The organism is Microbulbifer regidiadema (SeqCode), from assembly GCF_052466995.1.
This window is the reverse complement of record NZ_CP174297.1, coordinates 2642566-2667464: the sequence shown is the minus strand read 5'-3', so window position 1 is coordinate 2667464 and position 24899 is coordinate 2642566. Positions and strand designations below refer to the sequence as shown.

The window sequence follows — 24899 nt, the reverse complement described above, 5'->3', positions numbered from 1 at the left end:
TAATTTTATTTGATCAAGAGCGAGTAGGTAATTAGTTTTCTGAAAAAGGTAACTGGCAGTAACCTTTTTTCTATGGAATTAATAAGCCCCGGTTTTGTGGCTGGGATATATCAGTGCTGATTTCCGCAAATGAGAAATAGAGTAAAAGCAAAGTCAGTAATTACTTATCTTGTGTGTGATTTTTAATTCGTGATTCAGAAATAATAATTAGCCTGTTTTACGGCAACGCCGGCGGCGGTTACTTTTGAATAGCAAAATCGGCCCAGATGCAGAGATATTACGAAATTATTAAGAAACTCCCTGAGTAAAAGGCTTTTGGATGGCGGCAGCGAAAAGGCGTGTTGTACTGAGGCTCAGTGCCGGTCAGGCGCAGCGTGCACAGAGGGGGCTTGTTGCAGCCGTAATAGATATCCGCGCACAGTTGGCCGTATATTATTTTTAAGTTTGACCTATAGGTCCGCTCAGGTGCTGATTAAGCCTGCTCAATTGCAGGGTTGTGGGGGGAGGCTTTCCGGTACAAGACGTCGCCGCGCTGTACTCGCTGCCCGCGCTCTGCTGGCGCCCAATTTTTAACCTGCCGCTTTCTACTTTTGGAACCAAATGCCTATTTTGAGTCGCGAATCACTTGCACAGCGCTACCCCCGCATTATCTGCGGTAATCCCCGGGAAAACTCCTCACTAATGCGAAATTGACGGTCATATAGCGGTATCGATTACTCCGATGGTTGTTACCTTAGCCCCTATAAATGGCTGCTAAATAGTGAAGAACGTGACAAATTTTACCCCCAGGTTCAGCTTGCAAAGTGAGGCTTTGAATGGCGAGGACGCAAATGTTTGGGCTGTGAGTGATCGCGCGCATGAACTCGCGGATAAAGGGGAGGATGTGATCTTCCTCTGCGTGGGTGATCCCAACTTTGACACCCCCGAACCGATCCTCGACTTTGCCCGCGCCCGCCTGGGGGTGGGACGCACTCATTACTCCCCCGCCGCAGGGGAACCGATGCTGCGCAGGGCCATCGCGGATATCGAGAGCAAGGTTTCCCCGCACCCCTGTAATCCAGACGATGTCGTTGTCTTCCCCGGTGGAACCAATGCTATCTATGCCGTGCTCGCCTGCCTGCTAAATCCCGGTGAAGAGATCGTGATTCCCGAGCCGATGTATATCGGCTATGTCCCCATCTGCGATGCATTGCGGCTGTCGGTAAAGCGGGTGACTTGCCCAGCTGAGACGAACTTTGCTTTTGATGTCGAGGCCATTAAAGCCTCTATCAGTGAGCAGACCAAAGTCGTGATGATCAATACGCCGGTAAACCCCACCGGTGCTATGGCTACGCCGGAGCAGCTGCGCGAATTGGCGGCCTATTGCCGCGAGCGCAATATCTGGCTGGTGTGCGATGAAGTCTACTCAATGATCACCTTTACCCGCCGCCACACCTCCCTGCGCACGGCGGCGGAATCCCTGGACAATATTGTGGTGGTCGATGGCCTATCCAAATCTCACGCTATGAGCGGTTGGCGCCTGGGTTGGGCAGTGGCCCGCGGCCCCCTGGTGGACCGCCTGATCGCTTTTGCTGGGGCGACTATCTTTGGTTGCCCGCAGTTTATTCAGGAGGCGGCGGCCTTTGCCCTGGAGTTTGATAGCTACTTTGTAAAACAGATGCGGGATGCCTACCAGCGGCGCCGTGATCTGATTGTCGAGAGAATCGGGCAAATACCGGGCCTGAGCTGCTACAGCCCGGAAGCGGGGATGTTTGTTATGGTTGATGTCTCCAAAGTCTCCAGCTCCGGCCAAACTTTTGCCGAGGCCCTGTTGGATGCCGAGCGCGTCTCCGTACTGCCCGGCGCCCCATTCGGCAGTAGCTCCGTGAATCATGTCCGCCTGACCTTGGCTGCTAATGAAGCTGAGTTGTCGCGCGCCCTGGATCGCATAGAGCAGTTCGTCACCAGTGGTAACCGCCAGGCCGGTTAGGCCTTTGCTGGGACTCTGGTTGTCGCTCAATTTACTGTTGAGCTGACGACAAGTTTCCCGCGCCGGTGGCTGTAATGTTTATGCCACCGGCGAATACCGCTATCCTTGCCCCCTTTCAGATTCAAAAGAAAACAGCTCCGTGAAAATTGACCGGCATAATTTGCGTATTTTGCAGGCTCTGCAATCGAACGCGCGTACTAGTAACCTGAATTTGAGTGAAAAAATTGGATTATCGGAAAGTGCCTGCCTGGCCCGGGTCAAGCGCCTGACCAGCGAGCGCTATATCCGTGAGTTCTTCGCCGAAATCAACCTGGATAAAGTGCGACATGCAGAGTTTTACGTAAACGTCGCGCTAAAGCGGCAGGACGCCCGTACCAGCGAGAATTTCCGACGCATTATTAGCGATATCCCACAGATCGTTTCCTGCGTAAAGATGTCTGGTGAGTTCGATTATATGCTGCACTTTGTCTGCCCGGATGCGGCAGATTTTAATCGGGTCTCAGAGCAGTTGCTGGCCAATGAAGACGCGGCTATCTCCCGTATGACCTCACATCTGGTGATTGAAAAAACCAAGCCTTTTACCGGCTATCCCCTGGAACTCCTGTTTCAGGACTGATACAAAATTAACCGGTGCCCGCTAGCTCGGGTGCCGGTGAAAGCCTCCGCTTTCAGTCTATCCCCCCTCCGGCCCGCACGGCTGCCCCAATCTGTCACACTTCGGCAAACAATAGTGCCCGCGCTCTCGCTGAAAAACCCGGTTCAGGCCTATTTCGCAGCTGAACAAAAAGTGATTAGCGCCCCCTATGCAATCACTCGATTAGGAGCTGGGTAGCCGACTGGGTGGATTGGTTTGCCCCAGTGCTACTTGGGGCGGAGGCGAGCAGGATACAATATCGCAGTGGCTTTACCGTGATATGGCGCCTAAAAGCACAGTTCTTGGCTGGATGGGCCGGGGCTGCCGATTAATAGTATTTTCGCTAGAGAGATACGAATAAACCCATTATTTTGTACCAAGTTGGTGACTTGTTCCTGAGAGTGGCGGGCTGTGCCTCATATATACTGTGGCAATAGTCGAAAGTGGTGGCGGCCCGCTGGCAAGGGGCCGGGTAACAGCAATAAGAGGGGAATCGTTTGAAATACTTGGGAAGAGTCTACCTGACTCTCAACTTGTTGGTTTTTGCTTCTATTGGTCTCTGGGCCCTGTTTAAGCCGCAGAGCCTTGCAGATGAGGTGAACTTCTCCTTTGTCCGCCCCGATGCGCTGCCCGAGTTTATAGCGACCTATGGCGGATTTATGCTGGCTATAGCGGTGATGCTACTGGTGGCATTAGCTATGCGCCCTCATCGCAGGGTCGCCTACGCTGCGCTGTCTATCGCCTATATCGGTTTCGCTTTAGGGCGCCTCTACGGAATGTTAGTTCTCAGTGGTTTCGACCAGCGCAATTTGGCGCTGCTGGCGGTCGAAGTCGTCGCCATTCTCTGGGGGCTTTACTGTTACCGGGAATCCCGCTGGTTGCCCTTGCGGCACGGTCACTAGTGCGCTTGCTGGAATAATTGAGAGGAAGCCGGGAAAATCCCGGCGCCTCTTTAACTGGGCTAAGCGTGTATTTTTACCCCTTCTGCTCCGTTATTTTCTAGTGTGCCCGCCTCTTCTCCCCCGTGTAACTCACCATCCACCGCTTGCCGGAAGATTTGCTTGTAGTCCTTGAATTCGGTGCCCATCCAGCGATCCCACCAGGTGAAGTAAAAGCCGTAATTGCCCTGGAAGCGCTGGTGGTGCAGATCGTGGTGTGTGGTGGTGGTCAATCGATCCATGGGGCCATCGACCCAGCTGCGGGGGTGGAATTCACGGCCGGTGTGCAGCATGGCATTGCGGAAGATACTGATAAATAGGAATGTGAGCCAAACTGTGGGGTGCAGGGGGAGTATCAGTGCAACGATCGGGGAGAAAATCCCCATCAATACGGCCTCCCCGACAGAAAAACTATAGGCGGTCCAGGGCGTAGGGATACGGGACTGATGGTGCAGGCGGTGAAAATGCTTAAAGATTCTCGGGTGGTGCATGCCCCTGTGGGTCCAGTAAAAGTAGGTATCGTGAATCAGTATCAGTGCGGGCAGGCTGGCCAGATTCCACCAGAGGGGGTAGTCGCTCCACTGCCAATAAAAATGGGTTAAGCCCTGGTCGTGTAACAGGGTGGTAATCACCCCGATCAATGTGAAAATACACACGGTCAGTAGCGAGTAGCTCACCTCCCGGCGAATATCCTTCCACTCGGCGCGGCGCTTTTGAATGCGGCGCCGATTCATCCAGGTGCGAAATAGCCAGCCGGCCAAAATGCTCATTACCGATGCGGCCAGCACATAGCGAAATAAACTCATCTGGAAGTGTTTGGCTGCGTCCTGGGATATATCGACTAAGAAATCCATATGCTCACCATCATTATTCTTTTATTGAGGGGGAGACTCACCGGTATTCAAGCGGGCCCCGGTGAGCCGGGCACTTAGCGGCAGGGTCGCTTTCACCGCGTCTCCAGTCTGGGAGCCTTTCACTTTGGGGGCTTGCGGAAAGTGAAAAAATGCTGACGGATTTCTTCAGGAGGGCAGATTTTCTCGGCGGTACTCGGTGGGGGTCTGGTTGTGGCGGCGTTTAAACGCCGCGTTGAACGGGCTTAACGAGCGGTAGCCGATATCCAGGGCAATGGTGAGCACCGGCAAGTGGGCCTGCTCCGGGGCCGCCAGGCGCCGACTGGCTTCATCGATACGAAACTGATTCAGGTATTCGTTGAAATTGCGATAACCCAGGTGGCGATTAATGAGCACGCGCAATACATGTTCGCGAATATCCAGCTGTTCTGCGAGCTCCCGAATAGTGAGGCCGGTGTGGCGATAGCCGCCGTTATGCATATGTTCCTGTAACTTTTGCAGCTGCGCTTGCTGTTGTTCATCCAGTTCCGGCACTGGGGGCGAGGGCTGCTCCTGCTCTTCAGGCTCGCTCGCTTTCGGGCGCGGCAGGGAGTCCCCCAGAGCGCTGGGGGATAGGGCCAGCAGCCACAGGCAGGCAATCAGTGATAACAGACTGGCAAGTAGTGCGTGCAGTGTCGGTACGCCACTGGGCAGCGGGCGGTAGGCAAAAATGGACTCTGCGCCAATGACCACCAGCATATAGGCGCCGACGGCGATAAGTAGGATTGTGCGCAGATGGCGGCGCTCCGCAACCAGATCCAGGTGGAACTGCCTCTGTAAGGTCAGCAGGCCGAGACTGATCAGGCCGAGCTTGAGCAGCTGCGACAGGGTAAATAGGGGGGATTGCTGCTCTGGCGTCAGTGGCAGTGGTGCGTGGTGGGCCACTATGCCGATAACCAGTGTAATACCAATCGGAATCCAGCCCCACAGGGGGAAAGGCTCTTCTTCGCGGCACAGCAGGTGGGTAAACAACCAAAAGGTTGCGGGGATCAGGGTTATCGGCAGGTTGAGTAAAAGAGCGGTAAATCCACTCAATTGGGGCAGGGTGGGCCACAGTAGATAGCAGATGATCCCGATAAGTAGCGCCAGCAAGTAGCGCCCGGCAACAAGCTGGTAGTGGTGTATCGCTACTTTGGTTGCCGCCAGTAATAGAAGGGCACAGGCGCCGCCGGAGAAAAATAAGTAGCCGGCGGTCATTGCTTATCTCCAGCGCTCGGCCCAGGCATCCAGGACCTTGCTGCTATAGGTATGGCGGCCGTAGCTACCATTGTAATAGGCGAGGGCGTTGGCCAGGTTGCCTTTGGCTTTTTTGATGTAGTGCTTGAGGATGGTACAGCCGTATCTCAAGTTGGTGTCCATATCGATCAGGTTGTCGTCGGGCCGGCCGATTTCATTTTTCCAGAACGGCATTACCTGCATCATACCCAGGGCGCCGACACGGGAGATCGCATAGGGGTCAAAAGCGCTCTCAATTTGGATCACCGCCAGGACGATTTCCGGGCGCAGTCCCGCGCGGGTTGCCTCCCGGTGTACGGCTTTCAGTACATGCATGCGCCGCTTGGGGTCTTTGATATAGCGGGATAGAGGCTGGGATTTGGACATCAGCCACACCTCCGCATCGAAGCGGTCTACAAAGCTGTCGGCTTGGGTGATCGCATCCTGTAGGGCGAGGCGTAATTCCGGGTCTATCTCGTTGCCACTGCTTTGCGCCTGGGCAGTGCAGCAGGTCAGGCAGAGCAGCAAAAGGGCGGTGGCTTTTTTTATCATGGGGTGATTCTACGAAAAGCCCGGCAAAATGGGCAGGGTGTTTTTGTGACGCCGCCGGTAAAAAGCACTTTTGCTGTGGAAGGTGCCCGGCCCGCTCAGGTGCGGGCCGGGACGCTGGCTAATTACTGGTTAAATTTTTCCAGTAACACTTCTTCGAGCTGGGAGACGGCAAATTCCTGGCTTTCCGCATCGCCGCGCCCTTTATATTCCACCACGCCTTTTTCCAGGCCGCGATCGCCGATCACAATGCGGTGGGGAATACCAATCAGTTCTACATCGGCGAGCATAGCACCGAGTCGCGCTTTGGTTTCGTCCATCAACAGCACATCGATACCTTTGCTGCGCAGGGACTCATACAGGTGCTCGCACTTCTCTTTTACCGCATCGCTCTTGTGCATATTGATCGGCACAATGGCCAGCTGGAAGGGCGCAATCGCTGCGGGCCAGATAATGCCGGAGTCATCGTGGTTTTGTTCGATGGCCGCAGCGACAATTCGGGAAACGCCGATGCCATAGCAGCCCATGGACATAACCTGCTCTTTACCGTTTTCATCCAGAACGGTGGCATTCATAGCGCGGCTGTACTTATCGCCCAGCTGGAAGATGTGGCCGACTTCGATGCCGCGCTTGATTTCCAGAGTGCCCTGGCCATCGGGGCTGGCGTCGCCCGCGACTACATTGCGCAGGTCCTCGACGCGACCCAATTCCACATCGCGGCCCCAGTTTGCACCGGTAAAGTGGTAGTCATCGCGGTTGGCACCACAGATAAAATCGGCCAGGTGTGCCGCAGAGCGATCCACAATGATTTCGATTTTCATGCCAACGGGGCCCAGGGAGCCAATATTGCAGCCGAGTTCTGCGGCGATGCGCTCTTCCGGGGCAAACTGGAGCGGGCTGGCGACTCCGGCCAGTTTTTCGGCTTTCAGCTCGTTCAGCTCGTGGTCGCCGCGCAGTACCAGGGCAATTAATGGGGCGGTTTCCCCCTCCTCGCACTCGCCCAAAACAATTAGGGTTTTCACTGAGTGAGCGGGGTCGCGGTTTAGGAATTCACTGACATCGGCGATGGTTTTTTGCTGCGGCGTATGAACTTCCTGCATTTCCTCGCTCGGGGCGGGGCGCTCGCCAGCGGGGGCGACGGCCTCTGCCAATTCGACGTTGGCGGCGTAGCGGGACCCTGTGGCGAAGGCGATATCGTCTTCACCGCTTTGCGCCAGCACGTGGAATTCGTGGGAGCTGGAGCCGCCGATTGAGCCGGTGTCTGCCAGTACCGGGCGGTAGTCCAGGCCGATGCGTTCAAAAATTCGGCAGTAGGCGCCGTGCATAATATCGTAGGTTTCCTGCAAGGAATCCCCGTTTACGTGGAAGGAATAGGCATCCTTCATGGTGAATTCGCGCGCGCGCATTACGCCGAAGCGCGGGCGGATCTCATCGCGGAATTTAGTCTGTACCTGGTAGAAGTTGGCCGGCAGTTGCTTGTAGCTATTGATCTCGTTGCGGATCAGGTCGGTGATAACTTCCTCGTGGGTCGGGCCCAGGCAGAAATCGTTGTTGTGGCGATCCTTGATGCGCAGGAGTTCGGGGCCGTACTGTTGCCAGCGGCCGGACTCTTCCCACAACTCTGCCGGCTGCACGACTGGCATCAGTACTTCGAGGGAGCCCGCGCGGTCCATCTCTTCGCGCACAATGCGCTCGACCTTGCGCAGTACCCGCAGCCCGGTGGGCAGCCAGGTGTAGAGACCTGAAGACAGGCGGCGGATCATACCGGCGCGCAGCATCAGCTGGTGGCTGATTACCACTGCGTCGTTGGGAGTTTCTTTTTGGGTTGCGATGAGATAACGAGATGCGCGCATAGGAATTATATGGATTCTATTACGGGTAAGCTGGCTATTTTACGCTATTCGCCGGGCAATAAATATTGTCTGCGGACGCTATTGCCGCGAAGCGGATTGCCTTTTGCTCTACCGGGGTATCGGTTTAACAGGCGCCTGGGCACCGGCCTGGAATCTGTTCACCTGGGGTGAATAAAAAACCCCGCATAAGCGGGGTTTTTAAGCTGAGGCTTACAGAGTGTATTAGTTCTCTGCCATTTCCTTCAGCTTCTTCAGCGGGCGAACTTTAACCTGGATGCTGGCAGGTTTTGCCTTGAAGGTAGTCTCTTCACCGGTGAACGGGTTGATGCCTTTGCGAGCTTTCTTAGCTGGCTTTTTCACGGTGGTAATTTTCATCAGGCCCGGCAGGGTGAATTCGCCCACGGCGCGCTTCTTGATGTGGCCTTCGATGATATCGTTCAGCTCGTCCAGAACAGATTGAACCTGCTTGCGGGACAGTTCGGTGTTTTCAGCAATCTGATTCAGTACTTGGGTTTTAGTGTACTTTTCCTTGATTGCCTTTACTTTCTTGACCGGTGCAGCTTTGGCCGCAGCTTTCTTGGCCGGGGCTTTTTTGGTAGCAGCTTTCTTAGAGACAGCCATGGATTACTTCCTTCTTTGTTGTTCGGTATGTATCCGGTAAAAGTGTGTTTTTTCTCCCGCTGCGCTGCATCCGTTACGGGTGTCTCAGCGGGTGATGGGGGAAGTATATATAGTTTTTGTTCGGCCGCACGAAGAAATACTAGAAAAACAGTGCTTTTTTTACCTTTTTTAGCCTTACGTCGCCTTTATGGGACGTTTTACCCAGGGAAAAGACTCGTGCAGCTTCTTACCTCTGTAGGCCTCATGTATACTCTCTCCCCCTTTTTTTAAAGCACCAGGTACTGTGTAATGCCGATCTATGAATACCAGTGCAATGCCTGCGGCCACGAAATGGAAGCTTTGCAGCGTATGAGTGATGACCCGCTCAAAGACTGCCCAGCTTGCGAGCAGGCCGAGCTGCGCAAGAAAATCTCAGCGGCTGGGTTTCGCCTGAAGGGCGCCGGCTGGTATGAGACCGATTTTAAAACTGGTAGCAAGAAAAACCTCGCTGGCGGAGACTCTGCCAATAGTGGCAAGGCCAAAAGCGACAAGTCTGGCGCAGCGGCGGCAAAGACGGCCTAGGCGAGCTGTGCGGAGCGGTCCGCGCGGTGTACCCTCTAACTAATCTTTTCACCTATCGATAACGGGAATTTTCATCCATGCGCAGCGATTACTGTGGCGTCCTTCGTTCAGCGGACATTGACCGCGTAGTAACCCTCTGTGGCTGGGTCGACCGCCGCCGCGATCACGGCGGAGTGATTTTTATCGACCTGCGCGACCGCGAGGGAATTGTACAGGTGGTATTCGACCCCGATGCGGCCGAGCACTTCGAAATGGCCGATCGCGTGCGCAGCGAATATGTCCTCAAGGTGACCGGTCGTGTGCGCGCCCGCGCCCCCGAGGCCTTAAACCCCAATATGGTGACCGGTGAAGTTGAGGTTTACGGTACCGAGCTGGAAATCCTGAATACCGCCGAGACAGTGCCCTTCCAGCTGGATGAGCACACCGAGGTGGGTGAAGATATCCGCTTGAAATACCGCTACCTGGATCTGCGCCGCAACGAGATGCAGAACAACCTGTATTTCCGCTCCAAGCTGACGACGGCGATCCGCAATTACCTGGATGAGCACGGTTTCCTCGATATCGAGACCCCAATCCTGACCCGCGCTACGCCAGAGGGCGCGCGGGATTACCTGGTGCCGAGCCGCACCCACGAGGGCAAGTTCTTCGCCCTGCCGCAGTCCCCGCAGCTGTTTAAGCAGTTGCTGATGGTTTCCGGCTTCGACCGCTACTACCAAATCGCCAAGTGTTTCCGCGATGAGGATTTGCGCGCGGATCGTCAGCCTGAATTTACTCAGATCGATATTGAGACCTCGTTCCTCGATGAAGAGGAAATCATGTCGATCACTGAGAACATGGTGCGCAAGCTGTTTAAAGAGTTGAAGGGTGTTGATCTGGGTGAATTCCCGCGCATGACCCACTACCAGGCGATGCTGCGCTACGGTTCCGATAAGCCGGACCTGCGTATTCCGCTGGAGATGGTAGAGATCAAAGACCTGGTAAGTGAAGTAGAGTTTAAGGTGTTCTCCGGTCCTGCCAATGATCCGAAAGGGCGCGTTGCCGCAATCAAGGTGCCCGGCGGTTGTAAGAAATTGACCCGCAAGCAGCTGGATGACTACGGCAAGTTTGTCGGTATTTATGGCGCCAAGGGCCTGGCCTACATCAAGGTCAACGATCGCTCAGATGTAGAGAATGGCCTCCAGTCTCCTATTGTTAAGCACTTGCCCTTAGATACCCGTGCAGCCATTCTCGACCGCCTGCAAGCGGAAGATGGCGATGTGATTTTCTTCGGCTCCGACAAGGCTAAGATTGTCTCCGAAGCCCTGGGCGCACTGCGCTGCAAGCTGGGTGAGGACCTGGATCTGTACACCAGCGAGTGGGCGCCCCTGTGGGTTGTTGCCTTCCCGATGTTCGAAGAGAATGACGACGGCAGCCTGACCGCATTGCACCACCCCTTTACCGCACCTTCCTGCACCCCGGAAGAGCTGGAAAAGAACCCGCTCGAGGCCCTGTCCCGCGCCTACGATATGGTGCTCAACGGCACCGAGTTGGGTGGGGGTTCTGTGCGTATCCACGACCAGCTAATGCAGGAAGCGGTATTCCGCATCCTCGGAATCGATGCCGAAGAGCAGCGCGAGAAGTTCGGCTTCCTGCTGGACGCGCTCAAATACGGCGCGCCGCCCCACGGTGGTCTGGCCTTTGGCCTGGATCGCCTGGTGATGCTGATGACCGGTAGCGATTCTATTCGCGATGTCATCGCGTTCCCGAAAACCCAGAGCGCAGCCTGTGTGATGACAGATGCCCCGGGTGCCGTAGATGCAAAACAGCTGCGTGAGCTGAGCATCCGCCTGCGACAAAAAGAAGAGAAAATTAGCTGATTTTTCCCCGATGGGCCGAGCGAAGCGGGCCCATCCAATCGTAGTGGTGGGCGATCCGCTTCGCTCTTTGGCCCATCCTACGCACTGACTGAAGAGAGACGGAAGATGGCCGGACACAGTAAATGGGCCAATATTAAGCACCGCAAAGCAGCTCAGGATGCCAAGCGGGGCAAGGTCTTTACCAAGATCATTCGCGAACTGACGGTAGCCGCCAAATCGGGCCCCAACCCGGACGATAACCCGGCGCTGCGCGCCACTATCGATAAGGCGCTCGGTGCCAATATGAAGCGCGACACTATCGACAAGGCCATCGCCCGTGGCGCGGGCAATGCCGATGGTGAAAACTACGAAGCCGTGGTTTACGAGGGCTATGGCGTTGGCGGTGTGGCAGTTCTGGTCGAGTGTCTGACCGACAACCGCAACCGCACGGTGGCCGAAGTGCGCCACGCCTTCACCAAGCGCGGTGGCAACCTGGGTACCGACGGCTCTGTGAGCTACCTGTTTACCCGCAAAGGCCAGATGTATTACGAGGCCGGCGTGGATGAAGATGCACTGATGGACGCGGCTCTCGAAGCCGGTGCTGAGGATATCGAATCCAGCGACGACGGCAGCGTTGAAGTCACCACGGAATTCCAGGACTACCTGACGGTTAAAGACGCTCTGGTTGCGGCCGGCTTTACCCCCGACAGCGCCGAAGTTGCGATGATTCCCTCCACCACCATTCCGCTGGATAAAGACGGTGCAGAGAAGGTGCTCGCCCTGATCGAGATGCTCGAAGACCTGGACGATGTACAAAACGTTTACACCAATGCGGATATTTCCGCAGAGGTGATGGAGGCGCTGGGCTGAGGCCCACCCTCTAAGCGGGGCGGACTGTGTTCCGCCTCGGCTTTTTAGCTTTTCAAGTCCCGGTTACTCCCCCCCCCTCTCTTGACGCCTCCCGTCCACCTTGGGACACTCCCACTACTATATAAACATACAGATATTTGGGGAGCTGCCTTTTGACCCGAATCCTGGGTATTGACCCCGGCTCGCGAAAAACGGGCTATGGAATTATTGATGTGGAGCGGGGTAAGGCCCGCTATGTGGCCAGCGGAGTGATTCGCATTCCCGAGGGCCCGCTACCGGAGCGCCTCAAGCTGATTTTTGACGCCGTGAGCCAGATCGCCCAGCAGTATCGGCCCGCACAGATGGCGATCGAGAATGTCTTTATGTCCAAGAGCGCCGGCTCTGCGCTGAAGCTGGGCCAGGCCCGTGGGGCGGCGATTGTGGCCGGGACCAATAGCGGCCTGGAAGTGGCCGAGTATGAGGCTCGCAAGGTCAAACAGGCGGTGGTGGGCAACGGCGGTGCGGATAAATTGCAGGTGCAGCATATGGTGAAAACCCTGTTGTCTCTGCCGGCGTCGCCCCAGGAGGATGCCGCCGATGCACTCGCCGTGGCCCTGTGCCATATGCATACCGAGCAGACCCTGGTATTTACCGCTGGCGGTGCGCGCAGTCGCTTTCGCCGCGGCCGTCTCAGTGTGAGCGGCTGATAGAATGGGCCCGGATAAAGGCCGCAGACAATATAAACCTGGAATAACACATGATTGGAAGATTGAGCGGCACCCTGGCCGCCGTGCAGCCGCCCCTGTTGTTGGTGGATGTGCAGGGGGTGGGCTATGAAGTACTCGCACCCATGACCACAATTTTCGAGCTGCCCGCCCTGGGACAGCCGGTACAGTTGCACACTCATCTGGCGGTCTCCGAAACCGCCCAGCAGCTGTATGGTTTTATTCGCGATGGGGATCGCAAATTGTTCCGCACCTTGATCAAGGTCAGCGGTGTGGGTCCCAAGATGGCCCTGGCAATTTTGTCCGGGCTGGACGGGGCGGCCCTGGCCCGCTGTGTCGCGGAGGACAATGTGGCGGCACTGGTCAAGGTCCCCGGCGTGGGCAAGAAGACCGCCGAGCGCCTGATCGTGGAGCTGCGGGATAAACTGACCCCCGACTTTGGCGACGCCAATGATCTCCCCCTGATGGCCGCCGCAGCCGAGCCCAAGGTGGATCACGCCGGCGAGGCGGAGAGCGCCCTGGCGGCTCTGGGCTACAAGCCTACCGAGGCCAGTAAAATGGTGGCCCGCGCCAGCAAGGCGCAGCCGGATGCGGATAGTGCGACCCTGATTCGCCTGGCCCTTAAGGGAATGGCCCCCGCTTAATCTGAGTGTCCTGGAGTTGTTGCAATGATCGAAGCCGACCGCCTGGTGGCACCGGAGCCCGTTGGCCCCTCGGGCCAGGAAGAGCAGTACGACCGCGCCGTGCGCCCGAAAAGTCTGGATGACTATGTGGGGCAGCCGGTGGTGCGCGAGCAGATGGAAATCTTTATCCAGGCCGCCAAGCTGCGCAAAGAGGCCCTGGATCACACCCTGGTATTCGGCCCGCCGGGGCTGGGCAAAACCACCCTGGCAAATATTATCGCCGCCGAGATGGGGGTGGCTATCAAGACCACCTCGGGCCCGGTACTGGAAAAGGCCGGCGACCTGGCGGCGCTGATGACCAATCTGGAGTCGGGGGATGTACTGTTTATCGATGAGATCCACCGTCTCAGCCCCCATGTGGAAGAGGTACTGTATCCGGCGATGGAAGACTATCAGCTGGATATTATGATTGGCGAGGGGCCAGCGGCGCGTTCGATCAAGCTGGACCTGCCGCCGTTCACCCTGGTGGGGGCCACCACCAGGGCGGGCCTGCTCACCTCGCCACTGCGGGATCGCTTCGGTATTGTGCAGCGGCTTGAATTCTATAGTGTCGAGGATCTCACCAGCATCGTGCGCCGCTCCGCCGGTCTGATGGGCGTGGAGATGGATGAGGGCGGTGCGCTCGAAGTCGCCCGCCGCGCTCGCGGCACCCCGCGTATTGCCAACCGCCTGCTGCGCCGCGTGCGCGACTACGCCGAAGTCAAAGGCGATGGATCTGTGGATTCCGGTATCGCCGACGCCGCTCTGAATATGCTCAATGTGGACTCCCATGGCTTCGACCAGCTGGATCGCCGTATGCTATTGGCGATGATCGAAAAATTCGATGGTGGACCGGTGGGCATAGATAGTCTCGCCGCAGCGGTCAGTGAAGAGCGGGATACCCTGGAAGATGTACTGGAACCCTATCTGATCCAGCAGGGTTATATCACCCGTACGCCACGGGGACGGGTGGTCACTGGCCTCGCCTATGAGCACTTCGGCCTGCCGAAACCCGATAACAAATTGTGAGAGAGACTGGGATGAAGGACGCTTTCAGTATCCCACTGCGCGTTTATATTGAAGATACCGATGCGGGTGGCATCGTCTATTACGTCAATTATTTGAAGTATATGGAGCGCGCGCGCACAGAACTGCTGCGTTCTCTCGGGTATGATAAGCCGGCGATGCCGGAGCAGGGGCTGTTGCTGGTGGTGCACTCCGCCGAGATCCAGTACCGGCGCTCTGCACTTCTCGACGATGCATTGCGCGCTACCGCCTCGATTGGCAAACTGGGTCGAGCTGCGGTGACTTTTGAACAAAAAATCTGGCGCGGCGATGAGCTAATTTGCGAAGGTGTGGTCAAAGTTGCCTGTGTCGCTGACGACAGCCGCAGGCCCTGTGCCCTGCCGGAACCTATTTATTCAGCATTAAAGGCAGTTATTTAAGAAGATGAACGCCGGTGAACAACTTTCTCTTTGGGGGCTAATCCAGAACGCCAGCCTGTTGGTACAGCTAGTTATGTTGCTGTTGTTGCTGGCCTCTGTGGTGTCCTGGGTCATGATTATCCAGCGCGGACTCTACCTGTCCCAGGCCAAGCGCGCCCTGAAAAATTTCGAAACGCGCTTTTGGTCCGGTGCCGACCTGAACAAGCTGTTCCGCGAGGGCAATGAACAGGCGGAAAAGGGCAGGGCCGATGGCGTTGAGTCCCTGTTTCGCGCCGGCTTTGCCGAGTTTACCCGCCTGCGCCAGCAGGGCAGCAGCAGCCCCGAAGCGGTGATGGCGGGGACCGAGCGGGCCATGCGTGTGGCCATGTCGCGGGAACAGGAAAAGGTGGAGATGAACTTGCCGTTTTTGGCATCGGTGGGTTCTGTCAGTCCCTATATCGGCCTGTTTGGCACCGTGTGGGGGATTATGAACTCCTTCCGTGGCCTCGCCACTATGCACCAGGCCACTATTGCCACGGTCGCGCCCGGTATCAGTGAGGCGCTGGTGGCTACCGCTATGGGCTTGTTTGCGGCAATTCCCGCAGTGATGGCTTTTAACCGCTATTCCGCCAAAGCGGAGTCGCTGTTGTCCAGCTACGAAACTTTCGCCGAGGAGTTTTCCTCTATCCTGCACCGCAAAGTGCATTCCGGCTGAGTAGTGAATAGGCGAACCCTATGAGTGTGTTTCGCAAGGGAACCAAGAAAAAGCTGGTCTCCGAGATCAATGTGGTGCCCTACATTGATGTGATGCTGGTACTGCTGATTGTCTTTATGGTCACGGCACCATTGTTGATGCAGGGCGTCAAAGTGGACCTCCCCAATGCGCCCTCGGCGCCGATGGAGGAAACCGATGAGGAACCGCTGATTATTTCTGTGCGCTCCGATGGCACCTATTATCTAAACTTGGGGGCTGACGAAAAGAGTGCCAAGCCACTCGAAGAGATTAAACAAACGGTCGCTAAGGTATTGCGCCAAAAGCCGGGCACGCCGGTTTTGGTATGGGGTGACACCGAGGCCCGCTACGGCCTGATCGTCAATGCCATGACCGAATTGCAGCAGGCGGGAGCGCCCAGCGTCGGTCTGGTGACAGAGCCACCTCAGGGGTAGGGTGCCGGTGAATAAAGGCTTTTATGCATTGGCGATTATCATCAGCCTCGCTCTGCACGGGACGTTGATTATCGCCATGACCTACGGCTGGGAAGCCAGCAGCATGCCCGAGCGCAAACCGATGCCAAAGTTTGTGCAGGCCAAGCTGGTGACCATCGAAGCGGCAACGCCGCAGAAGAAACTGCCAAAAAAGGTCGATAAAATAAAACAGCGCGCTGAGCGCGAGGCGGAGCAAAAGCGCAAAGCCGAGGTCGAACGTAAACGCCGCGCGGCTTTGGAGCAGAAGAAAAAGCGCGAGGCGGAACAGAAACGCAAGGCGAAAGTCGAAGCTGATCGCAAGGCGCAGGCGGATAAGGCCCGTCGCGAGAAAGAGCAGCAAGAGAAGGCGCGCAAAGAAAAAGAGCTAAAGGAGAAATTGGCACAAGAACGCCAGAGCTCCTTTGATGAGGCACTTCAGGATGAAGAGGACCTGCTGGATGCGAATGAGGCCGAGCAGGCGGTGATGTCTGTCGGCCAGGCGATCCAGCAGCAGATTGAAGCGGTATGGAGTCGCCCGCCCAGCGCCCGCAACGGTATGCTTACCAAGGTAAAGATAAACTTTGTCCCCACCGGCCGGGTGGTGGCAGCGAATATTGTCGAGGGCAGTGGCAACGCCGCCCTGGATCGCTCGGTACTGACCGCCATTAAAAAGGTGGAGGTCTTTCCCGAAGTGGCCGAGTTGGCCCGAGAGGAACCGGTGGTATTCGAGCGGGAAGTCCGCACAACTATTTTGAACTTTAAAGTCGAAGATCTACGCCAATGATCAAGAGTTTACTCAAGACAGTCATTATTTTTGCAATCGCCTCGGTGAGTCTGGGGGCTCGGGCCCAGTTGGTGGTGGATATCACCAGCGGTATCGATGACCCCACACCGATCGCCGTATCCCCATTCAGTTGGTCTGGTGGCGGGGTACTGGCAGAGGATATCTCCGGGATTATTTCCTCGGACCTGCGCCGCAGCGGGCTCTTCTCCCCGGTGCCCAAGGAGGACATGCTGTCCTTCCCCAAGGCGCCGGAAGATGTAGTTTTTCGCGATTGGCGTATTCTCGGCACCGAGTACATAGTGACCGGTCGTATTGAGCCTCAGGCCGGCGGCTACCTGCTCACTTTTGATCTGGTCAATGTGTTTGGTCAGCATAAAGTGTTCACCAAGCAGGTGCGCGGCGGCCAGAGCCAACTGCGGGATATCGCTCACCGCGCCGCCGATGAAATCTTTGAAGCTATTACCGGCATTCGCGGCGCCTTCTCTACCGAGATGGTGTATGTGCGGGAAGAGACTCGCGGTGGCAAACCCAGCTACCTGCTGATGCGCGCGGATATCGATGGCGCCCGTGCCAAGCCGGTTCGCCGCTTCAGCGCGCCGGTGATGTCCCCCATGTGGTCGCCCAATGGCCAGGAGCTCGCCTATGTCTCCTTTGAGACCGGGCGCCCGGCTATTTTCCGCGAGAACCTGCGCACCGGTGAGCGCAAGCAGCTGACTAACTTCAAGGGCATCAACAGCTCGCCGACCTGGTCCCCAGATGGAACCAAACTGGCGATGGTGCTCTCCAAGGACGGCAACCCGGAGATCTACGTGCTGGATCTTGTTAGTAATAAGTTGACAAGAATGACAAGGCACTTCTCTATCGATACCGAGCCGAACTGGATGCCAGATGGTAAATCGCTGATTTTCACCTCCGATAGAGGAGGAAAACCACAAATTTACCAATTGACTCTTGCCACTGGTCAAGTCGACCGCTTAACCTTCGATGGCGATTACAATGCGCGGCCCCGTGTTTCTCCTGATGGAAAAACATTGGTTATGGTGCATCGCAGTAGGGGTGTATTTACCATCGCTACGATGGATATCAACTCGGGCAGAATGCGTGTCCTTACGGAGACCACTCTGGACGAGTCCCCCAGTATTGCACCGAACGGGGCCATGTTGATGTACGCTACCAAACGCGGGGATAAAGGTATTCTGGCAGCGGTGTCGCTGGATGCTGGGGTGAAGTACAGCCTTCCCTCTCAAAGAGGGCATGTCCGTGAACCGGCCTGGTCGCCATACTTTGAATAAGGTGGGGCGCCCGACGCATTTATGCGAAGGGTGTAAATAAGAGTAACTAAAACTCTTTTAGAATTTTCGATAACACTATATATAAAGCGGAGTAGCTTATGTTGAAATCAGTAAAAACAGGCCTTGGGTTAGCCTGTGTACTAGCAGTAATGGCTGGTTGTAGTAACACTAACACCAGCGAAGGCAGTCAGGAGACTGTAGATCAGACGGATCAAACAGCGGTTGAAACCACCAATGTTGATACCACTCCTGAGCCTGTAGCACCTCTGGAAAACGTAGTTTACTTCGATTTCGACCAGTCTCTGCTGAAGCCCGCAACCCGTGAGCTGCTGATCCGTCACGCCGACCGCATGCGCGACAGCGCCGGCGCCGTTCGCCTGGAAGGCCACGCTGACGAACTGGGTACTCGCGAGTACAACCTGGCTCTGGGTGAGCGTCGTGCCAATGCCGTTCGCGATTTCCTGGTACTGCAAGGTGTAGACGCAGCCAACCTGGAAGTTATCAGCTACGGTGAAGAGCGTCCGGCTCAAATGGGTTCTAACGAATCTGCCCGTGCGATGAACCGTCGTGTTGTTATTAACTAATCGTCAAAACGGATGCCAATGGCTTTAACGATTAGAAAACTCGCGATCGCTGCAGCCCTTACGGCTGCGGCATCGCCTGTTTTTTCCCAGGCCCCGATTGTTGACCTGTCTTCCAGTAGCCAGGACCAGTCGGCCACCCCCTATACCGATGAAGCGGAAAGCAGTGCCTCGACACAGCTCGCCCGCGCCGGTATGTCACCCCCCCGGGCCCAGGGCAATCCCCAGGCCGAAGCCTACTACCAAATGCAGGTTTTACAGCAGGAAGTGCGGGAGTTGCGTGGCACAGTTGAAGAGTTGCGCCATGAGATCAAGCGTCTCAAACAGCAGCGCACCGAAGATTATATGGATCTGGACCGGCGCATTGCGCGTCTGAGTGGCACAGAGCCTGCGGCTCAGCCGCCGTCTGCCGCCGAGAGTGCGGTCCCGTCCACAGATACCTCGCCCGCACCGGCGATGGGTGGGGCTGCGATGCCGCCCAAGCCCCAGGGGCCGAAGGACGGCAAGAGCGAGCGCGACCGCTACCAGGCCAGCTTTGGACTGGCGCGCAATGGTGATTACAGTGGTGCCAGTGCCGAGTTCAAGAGCCTGTTGCAGGACTTCCCCAATGGCCAGTACGCCCCGAATGCGAACTACTGGCTGGGTGAGATAGCACTGGTTCAAGGCAATCTGGAGGAGGCCCGCGAGTGGTTCGTAGCGCTCCTCGACGGCTACCCCAATTCCGGCAAAGTCTGGGATGGCCGCTATAAACTGGGCACTGTTTACCACCAGCTGGGCGACCAGCAGAAAGCCCGCAACCTGTTGGAGCAGGTGGCGGCCAGTGATGCCAGGGCCTCCAATCTGGCGAAGAAGTATCTCCAGGAGAACTTCTAACCGGCCTCAACTACCGAGTGCCATCGCTGGTTTTTTGAGCAGAAAAAGCCTATGATCCCGCGCCCGGGTGGCATGTGCCACTCGGGCGTTTTTGTGTCGGATGTGTATGACCAGTCTTTCCAAAGAATCACTCAGAATTAGTGAAATTTTCTACTCCCTTCAGGGGGAGGCGCGAGAAAGTGGCCTTCCCACGGTGTTTGTACGCCTGACGGGCTGCCCGTTGCGCTGTACCTACTGTGACTCCGAGTACGCCTTTTACGGCGGTGAGCGCATGACCCTGGAGCAGATTTTGCAGCAGGTGCAGAGCCACCCCGCCCGCCATGTGTGCGTTACCGGCGGTGAGCCCCTGGCCCAACCCAATTGTTTTCCCCTGATGAAGGCGCTGTGCGATGCGGGCTATGCCGTATCCCTTGAGACCAGTGGCGCCATGCCGGTGGAGAAGGTGGATGAGCGGGTCTCGAGAGTCGTCGATTTGAAGACGCCGGCCTCCGGGGAGCAGCACCGCAACCGTATGGAGAATATGCAAGTACTCACTCGCCAGGATCAGGTTAAGTTTGTGATCTGCGATCGCGGGGACTACGACTGGGCTCGATTCACCCTGGATCAGTACCGCCTCCCCGAGCGCGTTGGCGAGGTGCTTTTCTCTCCCAGCTACGAGCAGTTACAGCCGCGCCAATTGGCGGAGTGGATACTGGAGGACGGGCTGCAAGTGCGCATGCAGATGCAAATGCACAAGCTGTTGTGGGGCGATATCCCGGGCGTGTAAAGCGCCGCTGGGCCACATCAAAAAAAGAGGAAAAAATGACAGCAAAGAAAGCGGTAATCCTGCTATCCGGCGGCCTGGACTCGGCCACCGTACTGGCCATGGCTCGCGCCGAGGGCTACGAGTGTTACGCCCTGGGCTTCGATTACGGCCAGCGCCACGAGGCAGAGCTATTGGCGGCGCAAAAGGTAGCGCAGAACCTGGGTGCGGTTGAGCACAAGGTGGTCAAGCTCGATCTGCGCTCGATCGGCGGATCGGCCCTGACCGATGACTCTATCGAGGTGCCGGAGGAGGAAACCACCGGTATTCCGGTGACTTATGTGCCGGCGCGCAACACGGTATTTCTGTCTATTGCCCTGGGCTGGGCAGAGGTGCTGGGCGCTCAGGATATTTTCGTGGGTGTGAACGCTGTGGATTATTCCGGCTACCCGGATTGCCGCCCTGAATATATCGAGGCCTACGAGAAGATGGCCAACCTGGCGACCAGGGCCGGTGTCGAGGGCAGTAAGCTGTCTATCCGTGCGCCGCTGATGGATATGAGCAAGGCGGATATCGTCACCGAAGGGTCCCGTCTCGGGGTGGACTACAGTTTAACGGTATCCTGTTATCAGGCCCTGCCGGATGGTGCTGCCTGTCGTCGCTGCGATAGTTGCCGCCTGCGAGCCGCCGGCTTTGCCGAGGCCGGCCTACAGGACCCGACGGTCTACGTGCCGTAATTGGCCGTTGACGTCAAATTTTGGGGTAAATACCTAACTCCTTAAATTTGTTAGATTTTTTTTCGAGTTAGGTATTGTGTTTTCGAAATAGATCCGTAAGATACGCAGCTCCTCACAACGAGGCATCGAAAGAAAGGGTCGTTAGCTCAGTCGGTAGAGCAGTTGGCTTTTAACCAATTGGTCGCTGGTTCGAATCCAGCACGACCCACCATTTTTTCGATAGGGATGCCCAAGGCAGACCGCAGCGCTTTTACACTTCTGCGCGAAGGTAAAGGCAACCCGAGTTGGACCATTACCAAGTCAGTCCAACCATCCTGGGGGTCGTTAGCTCAGTTGGTAGAGCAGTTGGCTTTTAACCAATTGGTCGCTGGTTCGAATCCAGCACGACCCACCATCTCACAAGTGTTTCAGAGTTGGTCATCACCAACAAACCTCTCAATATGTTACCAGTGTGTGAGCTTTCATATCACACGTCTTAGAACCGCTTTCAGTCGCAGTTTACAGGCTTTGTTAGCCGCCTCAATCAGGTTCAGTTTTTCCGGCCCACTGTAATGGACTGTTATTGAGGTTAAACCTCTGCTTACCGGTTTTTGGTGACGGAAACACCCAATCACGGCCGTTACCGCAGCGCTGATCCACAATGCTATTGTTCACCGGTTCAGGGTAACGGGCTGGTCTTCGGCATTCTTGGCCATCCCTCCCGGGATGATCAAGATGGACACTCCATATCCGACTACCTCATGCCCCCACTCCCGTTTGAGCTGACAGGCCTTTTCATCCCCGAGATCGGTGTTGACTTTGAATTCGCAGGTTTCAGCCGGGTCCTTGCTCGGTAAACTGAATAACTTTGCCTGTTCATCCCAACTGGGCGAGTAGGGCTTTGCCGACGTATCCCCGATCTCTTCCATGGTGATCTTAGGCACTTGAAGGTCCGTAGCTCTTTGACCTTCGGTTAGGTGGTACTTGCTTTTATGGTGCTCTATATAGAAGGCGGTAATACCCATTTGCGCAAGGAATGTGAATAAATGTGAATAGTTGCCCCCCCCGTCTTGGCAGACCGAACTGCCCCGGGTCTATAGGCGCTCAATCATCAGGGCCGTACCGGCCCCGGCGGCACCGCTGGCTGCAACGATACCGCGGGTAAATTGCCTTCTTTCCAGTTCATCGAGCAGGGTACCCGTCATGATGGCGCCGGTTGCCCCGAGGGGATGGCCCAGTGCGATACAGCCGCCGTTGACGTTCAGTTTGCTGTCGTCGATGTCCAAGTCGCGCTGGCACTTTATCATGGTGGCGGCAAAGGCTTCGTGAATCTCGAACAGGTCGATGTCCCGAGCGTTGAGGCCTTCCCGTTTCATTAGCTGCTCTGCGGCTTTGACACAGCCGGAGATAACCGTGCGGTTATCATCATTGACGTTTACCATGGCGCATATTCTGGCTCGCGGCTTAATGGCCAATTTCTCGCCTGCCTGATCCGAGCCGATTAACAGAACCGAGGCGGCATCGGCCATGGCCGGTGAGTTTCCGGCGGTATGCACGTGAACAATCTCCTGAAGCTGGGGAAATCCCGCCCGTAGCGCCTCGTCGACGCCCTTGGCTCCCAGCTCGGCAAAGGCCGGTTCCATGTTCGCCAGGGAGTCCATGGTGGTTTGTGGGCGGATGACTTCGTCTGAGCTGACAGTGATACCCTTAATCGGATTGGTCAAGGGAATGATCGATTTGAAATAACCTTGCTCCCTGGCGTTTGCCGCTTTTTTCTGGCTGGCAAGTGCGATGGCGTCCGCCTGTTGCCGGGTGACTTCATACAGTGAGGCGATAAGGTCTGCACCGCAGCCCATCATAAACATACCCAACTGGGTGGCCAGTTTGGCATCCATAAAGGGGGCGGCTTTATCGGAGAGCATGGGTACGCGGGACATCATCTCGACACCCCCGGCCACAACCAGGTCGTCCAGTCCCGACATCACCTTCATGGCGGCCGTATTGATGGCATCGATTCCCGATGAACAGTAGCGATTAACAGTCATGCCCGGGATGTGAACAGGCCAGCCGGCATAGAGGGTGGAGGTTTTGGCAATATTGGCCGCCTGTTCTCCCGCTTGCGTCACACAGCCCAGGATGACATCACCTATATCAGAGGGATTCAGCCGGGTCCGCTCTTCCAGTGCCCGATAAAGCGTTGCCAGAAGGTCGTATGGCGTGAGTTCGTGAAGGCTGCCGTCGGGGCGCGCTTTTGTGCGCGGAGTGCGAATCGCATCGTATATATAGGCCGATCTCATACTGGCTCCGGTGGTATTGAGAGTGTCAGTTGATTTAAAGACCGAAATAATTTTTCAGGGCACTGAATTTACAATTTGCCGACCACAAAGGTGGCGCAGGTGGTGGCACTGCCGCCCAGGTTGAAGATGCCGACGTTTTCAGCGGCCTCCACTTGGTAGTCGCCGGCCTTAGCGTTGACCTGCTTGTAGGCGTCCAACATCATGCGTACTCCGGTGGCGCCCACCGGGTGCCCGAGGCCAATCAGGCCGCCACTGGGATTGATGGGCAACTTGCCGCCCATTTCAATTGCGCCACTCTCAATCGCTCTCCATGAATCGCCCGGTGGCGTCAGACCGGAGTGATCGATGATCATGTACTCCGTCATGGAAAAACAGTCATGCACCTCCATTGCATCCAGGCTGTGGATATCCGGTAAACGGGCTCTTTTCAGGGCATCGTCGAAAGTACCCTTCACATGAGGGAAAACCAGTGGTTGATCGCGGCCGATTTCCAGTTTTCGGGCCATCAACATGGGCGCGCTGCGGTGTCCCCAACCCTTGATGGCGGGGATGTCGGCCAGGGCAAGGCTGCGGGACTTGGCGTACTGGCGGGCATACTTTTCATTGGCGAGAAAAACCACTGCTGCTCCGTCGGTAATTTGCCCGCAATCATGTTTACGCAGGCTGCCTTCGATCAGTGGATTATCCTTGTCGTCATCACTGAAGCTCTCGGGCGTAAATTTCCAATGCCGCGTTTGCGCATTGGGGTTATTGCGGGCGTTGTCAAAATTGATTTCTGCTATGCGCCTGAGATGGTTGATATCAGTACCGTAACGCCGCTCATATTCTTCGAATAGCTGACTGAACAAGTGCGGCCAGGGGTAGGTGCAATCCTGATCTTCTCTCCCGCGCCAAGCGGCCGCCCCCAGATGATCGGCGCCTGTCTTTCCGTCGACATTTCGCATCAGCTCGATACCCAGAACACAGGCCAGATTGTAGTGCCCCGCCTCCAGGTCTCGCATCGCCGCCAGCAGAGCCATTGAACCCGAAGCACAGGCAGCTTCGTGCCGCGATGTGGCTATGTTGTGCAGAGCGGGGTGAACGTGACCAAAGTAACCACCGAGCAGAGCCTGACCGGTGAAGAGATCGGATACAAAGTTCCCGACATGGGCGACATCGATATCATCGGGATCGATCCGTGTCTCCTGCAGGGCGTTGTTCAGGCAGGTTTCGAACAGGTCGTAGAGGCCTTTGCCCTGGCGTGCCCAGTTGACTGCAAAATCAGTTTGGCTACCGCCGAGAATGTAAACGGGGGCGTGGTTCATAGTGTGTTTCCTGGGCTGGATTCTAAGTGGTTGTGGGCTGATATCTGGCAGGACAGCTGGCTGTTAAATGTTTCCTGGCCTTCTGTATCCAGAGTGACCGGATTAACGCGGCCTGGCAGAAGGTGGTGATCAGGGCGCTGTGCAGGTAAGGATTCACGTTGTGGCAGTGGTTTTCCTTGATCGTCCACGCCGATGTGTTGTGGCCCTCGAACTCCTTGGTCTGTGACGTCGATGTCATAGTGTTGCCTTTCAGCGATTGTTATAACATGTGACTTGCATTGTAAGACTGTAGAGGTGGGTTTAATACCGAAACGGTGTTTTTTGGCTGTCGTGTTTGACTTGTTTCAAGTTGATTTATACGGGCGAGAAAGCGTTCGTTTGAAACAGAACCCCCCGTCTG

26 protein-coding genes and 2 tRNA genes are annotated in these 24899 nt (G+C 56.2%); 20 read left to right on the top strand and 8 right to left on the bottom strand.

Features of this window, described 5'->3' with window-relative positions; translation table 11 throughout:
• Window positions 1–769: 769 nt before the first annotated feature.
• The 3 genes from ACJJIK_RS11640 (at window position 770) to ACJJIK_RS11630 (ending at window position 3505) form a co-directional block, all read left to right on the top strand.
• Window positions 770–1969, top strand: a complete 1200-nt coding sequence (locus ACJJIK_RS11640) for a pyridoxal phosphate-dependent aminotransferase (protein WP_444942827.1) — start codon at window positions 770–772, stop codon at window positions 1967–1969.
• Window positions 1970–2108: 139 nt separating this feature from the next.
• Entirely contained in the window at window positions 2109–2585 is a 477-nt protein-coding gene (locus ACJJIK_RS11635) for an Lrp/AsnC family transcriptional regulator (RefSeq protein WP_444928462.1), read from the top strand.
• 515 nt (window positions 2586–3100) lie between these two features.
• Window positions 3101–3505 (top strand): DUF4345 family protein, encoded by a 405-nt coding sequence (locus ACJJIK_RS11630; RefSeq protein ID WP_444928461.1) that lies wholly within the window; start codon window positions 3101–3103, stop codon window positions 3503–3505.
• A 59-nt stretch (window positions 3506–3564) separates the two neighbouring features.
• On the opposite strand, the gene ACJJIK_RS11625 is transcribed toward ACJJIK_RS11630, so the two are convergent.
• The 5 genes from ACJJIK_RS11625 to ACJJIK_RS11605 all read right to left on the bottom strand — a co-directional run bounded on the left by ACJJIK_RS11625 (window position 3565) and on the right by ACJJIK_RS11605 (window position 8669).
• Window positions 3565–4395, bottom strand: a complete 831-nt coding sequence (locus tag ACJJIK_RS11625; protein WP_444942826.1) for a sterol desaturase family protein — start codon at window positions 4393–4395, stop codon at window positions 3565–3567.
• A 165-nt stretch (window positions 4396–4560) separates the two neighbouring features.
• A complete protein-coding gene (locus ACJJIK_RS11620) occupies window positions 4561–5628 on the bottom strand; it encodes a helix-turn-helix transcriptional regulator (protein ID WP_444928459.1) in 1068 nt (355 codons plus the stop codon).
• 3 nt (window positions 5629–5631) lie between these two features.
• On the bottom strand, window positions 5632–6198 hold the full coding sequence (locus tag ACJJIK_RS11615; RefSeq protein WP_444928458.1) for a lytic transglycosylase domain-containing protein: 567 nt from the start codon (window positions 6196–6198) through the stop codon (window positions 5632–5634).
• A 122-nt stretch (window positions 6199–6320) separates the two neighbouring features.
• Entirely contained in the window at window positions 6321–8048 is a 1728-nt protein-coding gene (locus ACJJIK_RS11610; protein WP_444942825.1) for a proline--tRNA ligase, read from the bottom strand.
• Between the two features lie 222 nt (window positions 8049–8270).
• A complete protein-coding gene (locus ACJJIK_RS11605; RefSeq protein ID WP_444928456.1) occupies window positions 8271–8669 on the bottom strand; it encodes an HU family DNA-binding protein in 399 nt (132 codons plus the stop codon).
• A 288-nt stretch (window positions 8670–8957) separates the two neighbouring features.
• Between ACJJIK_RS11605 and ACJJIK_RS11600 the strand changes: the two genes are divergently transcribed.
• The 17 genes from ACJJIK_RS11600 to ACJJIK_RS11520 all read left to right on the top strand — a co-directional run bounded on the left by ACJJIK_RS11600 (window position 8958) and on the right by ACJJIK_RS11520 (window position 21313).
• On the top strand, window positions 8958–9230 hold the full coding sequence (locus tag ACJJIK_RS11600; RefSeq protein ID WP_444928455.1) for an FmdB family zinc ribbon protein: 273 nt from the start codon (window positions 8958–8960) through the stop codon (window positions 9228–9230).
• Between the two features lie 77 nt (window positions 9231–9307).
• Window positions 9308–11086, top strand: coding sequence for an aspartate--tRNA ligase (aspS, locus tag ACJJIK_RS11595; protein ID WP_444942824.1), 1779 nt, complete (start codon window positions 9308–9310; stop codon window positions 11084–11086).
• Window positions 11087–11191: 105 nt separating this feature from the next.
• On the top strand, window positions 11192–11935 hold the full coding sequence (locus ACJJIK_RS11590; RefSeq protein ID WP_444928453.1) for a YebC/PmpR family DNA-binding transcriptional regulator: 744 nt from the start codon (window positions 11192–11194) through the stop codon (window positions 11933–11935).
• Between the two features lie 152 nt (window positions 11936–12087).
• Window positions 12088–12621, top strand: coding sequence for a crossover junction endodeoxyribonuclease RuvC (gene ruvC / locus ACJJIK_RS11585; protein WP_444928452.1), 534 nt, complete (start codon window positions 12088–12090; stop codon window positions 12619–12621).
• 50 nt (window positions 12622–12671) lie between these two features.
• The gene (ruvA, locus tag ACJJIK_RS11580; RefSeq protein ID WP_444928451.1) at window positions 12672–13283 is read left to right on the top strand and encodes a Holliday junction branch migration protein RuvA; all 612 of its coding nucleotides are present in this window, start codon (window positions 12672–12674) and stop codon (window positions 13281–13283) included.
• Between the two features lie 24 nt (window positions 13284–13307).
• A complete protein-coding gene (gene ruvB, locus ACJJIK_RS11575; RefSeq protein ID WP_444928450.1) occupies window positions 13308–14330 on the top strand; it encodes a Holliday junction branch migration DNA helicase RuvB in 1023 nt (340 codons plus the stop codon).
• A gap of 11 nt (window positions 14331–14341) precedes the next feature.
• On the top strand, window positions 14342–14746 hold the full coding sequence (ybgC, locus tag ACJJIK_RS11570) for a tol-pal system-associated acyl-CoA thioesterase (protein WP_444928449.1): 405 nt from the start codon (window positions 14342–14344) through the stop codon (window positions 14744–14746).
• Between the two features lie 4 nt (window positions 14747–14750).
• Window positions 14751–15440: a protein TolQ gene (gene tolQ, locus ACJJIK_RS11565; RefSeq protein ID WP_444928448.1), complete on the top strand. Its 690-nt coding sequence runs from the start codon at window positions 14751–14753 to the stop codon at window positions 15438–15440.
• A gap of 20 nt (window positions 15441–15460) precedes the next feature.
• Window positions 15461–15892 carry a protein TolR gene (gene tolR / locus ACJJIK_RS11560; protein WP_444928447.1) on the top strand — a complete coding sequence of 144 codons (432 nt, stop codon included), beginning with the start codon at window positions 15461–15463 and terminating at the stop codon, window positions 15890–15892.
• A 7-nt stretch (window positions 15893–15899) separates the two neighbouring features.
• Window positions 15900–16694 (top strand): cell envelope integrity protein TolA, encoded by a 795-nt coding sequence (tolA, locus tag ACJJIK_RS11555; RefSeq protein ID WP_444942823.1) that lies wholly within the window; start codon window positions 15900–15902, stop codon window positions 16692–16694.
• Window positions 16691–17986, top strand: coding sequence for a Tol-Pal system beta propeller repeat protein TolB (gene tolB, locus ACJJIK_RS11550; protein WP_444942822.1), 1296 nt, complete (start codon window positions 16691–16693; stop codon window positions 17984–17986). The genes tolA and tolB overlap by 4 nt, the downstream gene beginning before the upstream one ends.
• Window positions 17987–18084: 98 nt before the next feature.
• On the top strand, window positions 18085–18570 hold the full coding sequence (locus tag ACJJIK_RS11545) for an OmpA family protein (protein WP_444942821.1): 486 nt from the start codon (window positions 18085–18087) through the stop codon (window positions 18568–18570).
• Between the two features lie 18 nt (window positions 18571–18588).
• Window positions 18589–19440, top strand: coding sequence for a YbgF trimerization domain-containing protein (locus ACJJIK_RS11540; RefSeq protein WP_444928443.1), 852 nt, complete (start codon window positions 18589–18591; stop codon window positions 19438–19440).
• Between the two features lie 106 nt (window positions 19441–19546).
• On the top strand, window positions 19547–20206 hold the full coding sequence (queE, locus tag ACJJIK_RS11535) for a 7-carboxy-7-deazaguanine synthase QueE (RefSeq protein ID WP_444928442.1): 660 nt from the start codon (window positions 19547–19549) through the stop codon (window positions 20204–20206).
• Between the two features lie 35 nt (window positions 20207–20241).
• Window positions 20242–20919, top strand: a complete 678-nt coding sequence (gene queC, locus ACJJIK_RS11530; protein ID WP_444928441.1) for a 7-cyano-7-deazaguanine synthase QueC — start codon at window positions 20242–20244, stop codon at window positions 20917–20919.
• 135 nt (window positions 20920–21054) lie between these two features.
• A tRNA-Lys gene (locus ACJJIK_RS11525) sits at window positions 21055–21130 on the top strand.
• A gap of 107 nt (window positions 21131–21237) precedes the next feature.
• Window positions 21238–21313, top strand: a tRNA-Lys gene (locus ACJJIK_RS11520).
• 256 nt (window positions 21314–21569) lie between these two features.
• Here ACJJIK_RS11520 and ACJJIK_RS11515 read toward each other — a convergent pair.
• The 3 genes from ACJJIK_RS11515 to ACJJIK_RS11505 form a co-directional block, all read right to left on the bottom strand.
• Window positions 21570–21842 carry a hypothetical protein gene (locus ACJJIK_RS11515; RefSeq protein ID WP_444942820.1) on the bottom strand — a complete coding sequence of 91 codons (273 nt, stop codon included), beginning with the start codon at window positions 21840–21842 and terminating at the stop codon, window positions 21570–21572.
• 150 nt (window positions 21843–21992) lie between these two features.
• Window positions 21993–23195 carry an acetyl-CoA C-acyltransferase gene (locus ACJJIK_RS11510; protein WP_444928439.1) on the bottom strand — a complete coding sequence of 401 codons (1203 nt, stop codon included), beginning with the start codon at window positions 23193–23195 and terminating at the stop codon, window positions 21993–21995.
• A 68-nt stretch (window positions 23196–23263) separates the two neighbouring features.
• Entirely contained in the window at window positions 23264–24499 is a 1236-nt protein-coding gene (locus ACJJIK_RS11505; RefSeq protein WP_444928438.1) for an acetyl-CoA acetyltransferase, read from the bottom strand.
• Window positions 24500–24899: the final 400 nt, after the last annotated feature.

What these genes read in the sequence shown, in the direction of transcription:
- ruvA (WP_444928451.1), top strand. Translation starts at nt 12,672, where the DNA reads ATGATTGGAAGATTGAGCGGCACCCTGGCCGCCGTGCAGCCGCCCCTG.
- tolR (WP_444928447.1), top strand. Translation starts at nt 15,461, where the DNA reads ATGAGTGTGTTTCGCAAGGGAACCAAGAAAAAGCTGGTCTCCGAGATC.
- ACJJIK_RS11545 (WP_444942821.1), top strand. Translation starts at nt 18,085, where the DNA reads ATGTTGAAATCAGTAAAAACAGGCCTTGGGTTAGCCTGTGTACTAGCA.
- ruvB (WP_444928450.1), top strand. Translation starts at nt 13,308, where the DNA reads ATGATCGAAGCCGACCGCCTGGTGGCACCGGAGCCCGTTGGCCCCTCG.
- ACJJIK_RS11600 (WP_444928455.1), top strand. Translation starts at nt 8,958, where the DNA reads ATGCCGATCTATGAATACCAGTGCAATGCCTGCGGCCACGAAATGGAA.
- ACJJIK_RS11505 (WP_444928438.1), bottom strand. Translation starts at nt 24,499, where the DNA reads ATGAACCACGCCCCCGTTTACATTCTCGGCGGTAGCCAAACTGATTTT.
- queC (WP_444928441.1), top strand. Translation starts at nt 20,242, where the DNA reads ATGACAGCAAAGAAAGCGGTAATCCTGCTATCCGGCGGCCTGGACTCG.
- aspS (WP_444942824.1), top strand. Translation starts at nt 9,308, where the DNA reads ATGCGCAGCGATTACTGTGGCGTCCTTCGTTCAGCGGACATTGACCGC.
- ACJJIK_RS11540 (WP_444928443.1), top strand. Translation starts at nt 18,589, where the DNA reads ATGGCTTTAACGATTAGAAAACTCGCGATCGCTGCAGCCCTTACGGCT.
- ACJJIK_RS11615 (WP_444928458.1), bottom strand. Translation starts at nt 6,198, where the DNA reads ATGATAAAAAAAGCCACCGCCCTTTTGCTGCTCTGCCTGACCTGCTGC.
- ACJJIK_RS11620 (WP_444928459.1), bottom strand. Translation starts at nt 5,628, where the DNA reads ATGACCGCCGGCTACTTATTTTTCTCCGGCGGCGCCTGTGCCCTTCTA.
- ACJJIK_RS11605 (WP_444928456.1), bottom strand. Translation starts at nt 8,669, where the DNA reads ATGGCTGTCTCTAAGAAAGCTGCTACCAAAAAAGCCCCGGCCAAGAAA.
- queE (WP_444928442.1), top strand. Translation starts at nt 19,547, where the DNA reads ATGACCAGTCTTTCCAAAGAATCACTCAGAATTAGTGAAATTTTCTAC.
- tolQ (WP_444928448.1), top strand. Translation starts at nt 14,751, where the DNA reads ATGAACGCCGGTGAACAACTTTCTCTTTGGGGGCTAATCCAGAACGCC.
- ACJJIK_RS11625 (WP_444942826.1), bottom strand. Translation starts at nt 4,395, where the DNA reads ATGGATTTCTTAGTCGATATATCCCAGGACGCAGCCAAACACTTCCAG.
- tolB (WP_444942822.1), top strand. Translation starts at nt 16,691, where the DNA reads ATGATCAAGAGTTTACTCAAGACAGTCATTATTTTTGCAATCGCCTCG.
- ybgC (WP_444928449.1), top strand. Translation starts at nt 14,342, where the DNA reads ATGAAGGACGCTTTCAGTATCCCACTGCGCGTTTATATTGAAGATACC.
- ACJJIK_RS11510 (WP_444928439.1), bottom strand. Translation starts at nt 23,195, where the DNA reads ATGAGATCGGCCTATATATACGATGCGATTCGCACTCCGCGCACAAAA.
- ACJJIK_RS11590 (WP_444928453.1), top strand. Translation starts at nt 11,192, where the DNA reads ATGGCCGGACACAGTAAATGGGCCAATATTAAGCACCGCAAAGCAGCT.
- ACJJIK_RS11610 (WP_444942825.1), bottom strand. Translation starts at nt 8,048, where the DNA reads ATGCGCGCATCTCGTTATCTCATCGCAACCCAAAAAGAAACTCCCAAC.